This is a genomic window from Ectobacillus panaciterrae DSM 19096 (genome assembly GCF_000430785.1).
Classification (GTDB): Bacteria; Bacillota; Bacilli; order Bacillales; family Bacillaceae_G; genus Ectobacillus; species Ectobacillus panaciterrae.
Genome location: NZ_AUMR01000148.1, coordinates 1 through 5340, shown reverse-complemented (window position 1 = coordinate 5340; position 5340 = coordinate 1). Strand labels below are relative to the sequence as shown.

The 5340-nt window shown below is 37.1% G+C and carries 6 protein-coding genes; all 6 read right to left on the bottom strand.

The window, feature by feature from the left end; all coding sequences use genetic code 11:
• Positions 1-103: 103 nt before the first annotated feature.
• On the bottom strand, positions 104-1627 hold the full coding sequence (locus tag H540_RS0121380) for an arylsulfotransferase family protein (RefSeq protein ID WP_245592321.1): 1524 nt from the start codon (positions 1625-1627) through the stop codon (positions 104-106).
• A gap of 632 nt (positions 1628-2259) precedes the next feature.
• On the bottom strand, positions 2260-2535 hold the full coding sequence (locus tag H540_RS0121370) for a hypothetical protein (protein ID WP_028402315.1): 276 nt from the start codon (positions 2533-2535) through the stop codon (positions 2260-2262).
• A 21-nt stretch (positions 2536-2556) separates the two neighbouring features.
• Positions 2557-2844 (bottom strand): DUF4176 domain-containing protein, encoded by a 288-nt coding sequence (locus tag H540_RS0121365; RefSeq protein ID WP_028402314.1) that lies wholly within the window; start codon positions 2842-2844, stop codon positions 2557-2559.
• Between the two features lie 307 nt (positions 2845-3151).
• Positions 3152-3991 (bottom strand): WXG100 family type VII secretion target, encoded by an 840-nt coding sequence (locus tag H540_RS0121355; RefSeq protein ID WP_028402312.1) that lies wholly within the window; start codon positions 3989-3991, stop codon positions 3152-3154.
• Positions 3992-4530: 539 nt separating this feature from the next.
• Positions 4531-4830: a tyrosine-type recombinase/integrase gene (locus H540_RS34855; RefSeq protein ID WP_028402311.1), complete on the bottom strand. Its 300-nt coding sequence runs from the start codon at positions 4828-4830 to the stop codon at positions 4531-4533.
• Between the two features lie 84 nt (positions 4831-4914).
• Positions 4915-5166 carry a hypothetical protein gene (locus H540_RS34850; protein ID WP_028402310.1) on the bottom strand — a complete coding sequence of 84 codons (252 nt, stop codon included), beginning with the start codon at positions 5164-5166 and terminating at the stop codon, positions 4915-4917.
• Positions 5167-5340: the final 174 nt, after the last annotated feature.

Genomic DNA, 5340 nt, shown 5'->3' with positions numbered 1-5340 from the left:
GGCGTTATTTACCGCCCTCGTTCTTACGCTACACTTATGCGCTATTTGTTTACAAAAAAGATTGAACGCTCATATCTCGATACTAAAAACGTTGAGTTGTATTTTAACACTGCCGTTTACTCAAGCGAGCAATCCGTGACGTACCAATGACTTGGCCACTTGAATTCAATGCATTTACCTGAAAATATGGTCCAACTGAATTAACATCAATATCTGTCTCAAATCCGGTGCGAGGAGTGCTAAATATCACAACTGATAATGTACGAGGTGTCGGACCAGCTAGCACCTGCCAAGAGGCAGTTTCAGTTGAACCGTTCCATGATGCATAAACGATCGCCGTATCTTTACTTAATAGATTTACAGCAATACTGGGTGGATAAAGAGGCAAACCTACCCATTTATTCTTAAACGCCCTATAAGAAAGGTTTTGATCAGGAAACTGCATATCATATAACAAATTCAATGAAGGATCATTTTCAGTATTACCAGCATTTTTAAATTCAGAAAGATATGGTTCCTGCCCCCATCCAACGAATTGATTTCCATTAGATAGTTTTTGAACATTTCCTTGACTTGGAACATATAGCGTTGGATCATGATAATATGTTCGATTTACATTTGCAATCATGTTTTGGAAATCGAGCTGAAGGATTAAACCACGTGCTGGGCCCTCAGGCCGGGAGCTTGAAGAAGCACAACAAGCATCATCAAACATACTTATCCTAGTTCCAGGTCTAAAACGTGCATCATGTTGCCAAGAAAATGTTGCGTTTGGACCAAAAGTAAAATCACTTTTTTTGCCACCAAGCTGCCAGAGAATTTTTCCTGTTTTCTTATCAACCAAATAAATGGCCCACATGTTACGCATGCTAATTAGGAGTGTATTGTTTGGCCCCTCTTCCACTGAATTCACGTGGAAACAGTCCCAAATATTATTAGAGCTTGTTGCAGATGACGCGGGTAACATTGAATCGGCCGGATTAACATGAGCAAGCACATCCCAAAAGAAAAGGAGCTCGCCTGTCTCAAGATCGACTTCTTGAATGGAGTAATTATCAAAATATCCATCTGCTGGACCTCCATACGGTATTAGATCTGCCGGCACTTGTTTCACAGCAGTAAACAAAGCAGTATTTCGCTTTGTAATAGTAAATTCGTGAACATCAGCAGTGAACCCCTTTTTGGCAGTAAATCTCCTAATAACTTTATAATTCTGATTTATGATTAGGTAATAAGCACCAGGCTCAGGATCCCCTGCTGGAAGATTAGGATCTGCAGACTGAGTTCCTGATATTGTTCCTTGCCACATGGTAAGAACTGGTTTCCCTTTGTAGGATTGTACTCTAAAGTCCGTATTTTGTATATATCTACTAGAGAGCGGTCTAAACCAGACTGGATTACCAGCCTGATCCATGATCAGTGCACCTGTTTGTCCAATCATAGTTGCCTTATATGAAGTATATGGTGCAACGAATATTAAGCCGGAAGCTGTTCCTAGTTTTTTCACATTTATAAAAACCTTCATGGGATGTAAGGCGGGGGCCGAAACAAAGCTCCACACTTGTGAGCTTGAATTATTTGTGGATGTTTGTGATGGTATTCCCGATTTAAAGTTATCCATTCCCATTGTCATCTCCTATTATCGTTATAAAAGGTAACTCTTGAAAATATATGAAATTTATCCATAAATAATATTAAAAATTTTATATAGTTTTATTTGTTAAGAATATAATCAAACTCTCCCTAAAAACCAAAATTTTGGATACTTCTTTTGACCGACGTGTTCAACGCGCTTTTTCTTCCGCTTTAATGACAATAAAAAACCCCCTTAACGTGTGAATTTCATCATCCACCGCTAAGAAGGTCGTTATCTACAATCCTTATTACGTTTAAATACGGTTGAGTATACGATGTTTCAAGATTGAGTACACGTAATCCTCCCTAGTTTCCGAATTCGAAAAAAATTTTTAAAACGAATTTCGCTATTCGGACCGGTCGCTATTGCCGTGACCGTGTGGCATGCCTCGTAGGTTTTAAGATATGGCATCTACGTTTGTTCAACGCCAGGCGTAGTGCACTGAACATATGGACTTTTTCTTATTGATAGGGCGGTCATTATTCGCCCGTAAAATAAAAAAGGAAAGCAGATCAATCGCTCTCCCTCTCATTCTATCTAATTGCTAAATCAATGGAGGATAATTGTCGCTCCTGCTTTAGTAACGATTATCTCCGCTTAATATTTCCTCTACTATTTTAAACTTAAGATCTGTATTTTCTTACTACTAAAGGAATTGTTACAACATACAAATCAACAGCATACACCATAACCCAAATACCTTTCCCTTGTGCTGCTAGTTTTTTATTTAACTGAGATAAATGTTCTGATACTTTTCTAACTCCAATCTTTTTAGGAAACCATTGAAATGTCTTTGAAACACCATGCTTTCTGTTATACCATACATTCAATTTCCAAAAAGCTAGGAAAAATATGATAATAAAAACAAAGCTTGAAATATTGGTATATATAGTTGTCATACAATAAGTTCTACCTTCTCACTAAATTTGCGATAATGTCTTTCTTAAGTCTAATTCCTCTACAGTCTCAAAACCTTTAAAAAACAAATCAGAAATCTGATTATGATCAAAAAAGATATTATATTCTTTAGACAAATTCCCATGAGGATATAAGCAAGCTACATAATCCCATATTTTATTTTGATCTGCTTGTTGCTGTTTTCTACCATACACCATAAGTGGTTGATTAATATCTTCAACAAGTACAACAGAACCTATAGGTAGTAATTCTTCACCTATAGGAAGTTTCGGTTTATATGTATCTTTCATAATTAAGATCACTCCTTAATATAAAGCGTAAAACTCTAACAACTAAATTAATTTTTCCTTACAAATTTAAATTTCTTAAACAAAAATGAGAAAACCTTATAATAAACAAAAATTACCAATGGTGTTATTACACAAAAAATAACTGATAAAATAATTTTTTCTTTAAACGAAGCATCTGCTGCAAACCATATTGCAAACAAACTAGACGGAATTGCAATGATACAAAAAATAATTAAAATCTTCTTGAATATATCTAAAGAAAACAACGATTTTCCCCCTTAATTCATTTATATTAATCAACCTTTTTCTATTTTTCTACCCCGAATTTTACTCCCAAGCCTATGCCGAAACCGACATCAAGCTCATTCATTAACCCTAATTTAGCTTCTCCTCCAATACTACCATAAGCTGCCTCACCACCAACAACTGCTTTCCAATCTGTAAAAGGAATAGGAATTTTAATTTCTCCTTCACCTTTAACTACATCAGCTTTTGCTCCAAATCCAATATGACCATCTTTAGCTTCAACACCCACTTCAGCATTTCCGATTTTAGCATGGAGTTTACCGTACTCTTGATCTATACCCATATCAACAATAGTTGCAGTCGCTTTCGCTTCTCCTCCAATTCCACCTCCGAATTGAAGTTTTGCTTCCCCGCTAACCACCTGTTCATGTATATCAAAATCTCCTGCCTTAAACCCCGCATCTATTAATGCACCCTTTGACTCTCCACCTATTTTATCAAATGATGCTATATCACCAAAAAAAGTTCGGAAATTTTTAGGAAGTTGTGAATCTATATCATATCTCAAAGCTTTAGCAAAGAAATTAGTCTTATCTGTTCCGCCTATTAATGCACTAGATTGTTTGACAATAAAGTGATTATCTGCATTTTCAAATTTATCCGCTATACGATTTAATTCAACTTCTATATTTTTTAAATTTCTAACATAAGATTCACAAACCTTACGCATACTAGGAATTTTATTATAAAAATCTTGCTTGGAAATTCCTAACCACATTGACTGCAGATTCAATATTCCCCCTTGAAGTCTATTATTCAGATCCGTCGCTTCTGCACTCGCATTTTTAAAATAATTAGCAACTTTTCTTAATTCTTCTGGTCTTATTTTTATAGTGCTCACTCACATGCTCCCATCTATATATTCCAATTCTATCAAACTTTACAGTCTCCTTAATATAATTATTTTATTGTTCCTAAAACTCAAGGCGGATGTTAGCAGAAGTTACAAAAGACTCTACTTTTACAGTTGCTGTCAGTAACAGTTACAAGCTCAAGGCTTCGAGATTTGACGCCCATGTGTGCTTTACATCAGACGTAGTGCGCTGACAATGTACCCTCGATCTTGTGCTAGGATGGCGCCCATGCTGATTCGTAGCAAACGGCTGCTGTAAATGAACAAACGAAAGGCGAACCGTCATCACCGTTCGCGCAACTGTCGCTAAGAGCCGTAAAATACGTATTGCTCCTATTAAAATACGACCGCAAACTTGCTAAGGAATTTAATAAAGGAAAACGAAGAGCTCGATACAGATCACGGCTTTGTTACGAACTACGGCGAGCCGATGAATCACAATTATTTTCGTAAATGATTGGAGAAATACGCAGAAAATGTAGGAATTACGAAGAACGTACATCCCCTCTTATTTCACCATCCAGGTGCTACGATGTTTTTAAAAGCTGATGGAGACATACGTCATTAAAATCAATTTCATTTATGCGCAGATTTAGAGCCTCATTAATACGCATACCACTATCTAAAAGCAAGTTCATAGCCACAAAGTCACGAAAGACAATGTAATCCCTTTGGTTAGGCTGCGCTAACACCGCTTTGACCTCTTCATCTGTTAAACAGTTCGTAAGGTCTATGTCTTGACGTAATAGCCTCACTTTATCCATCGGGTTATACTCTATAAGTTCCTCTCGCTCTAAGTAATTGAACATAGAACGATACGTACGCAAACGTATATTAATGGTCGTCTCCTTTAGTTCAATCTCTTCTCTCTTAGTAATGTACTTGTGACCTTCGTAACGTCTTGCGTCATACTACATGTAATTAACATAATTACGAAAAATCTCTGCCGACAGCTCGTCTACTGTTTCGATTTCGGGATAGCTCTTGTTAAGCCAGTCGGTAAAGTAGCCCCACATTTTAATGTAGTCTCTTAGCATTCTCTCACGCAGCCCTTCGGCTTTCTTCCCTGCAATCGCCATGTCTAACGCCTGCCGCAAGGATAGATTTGGATACTGCTTTTGTGTCGCACGCTCGACTTGCTTCTTCTTACGCTTAAGAGTCAATAAAAAAACTCCCTAACGAATGAATTTCGCAATCCACCGTTAAGAAGGTCGTTATTATCAATCCTTATAAGCGCATTCGAGAGTTGAGTATAGGCTCATGAACACTTGTGTATGCGCAGATTTTAGGCGTTATTTACCGCCCTCGTTCTTACGCTACACTTATGCGCTATTTGT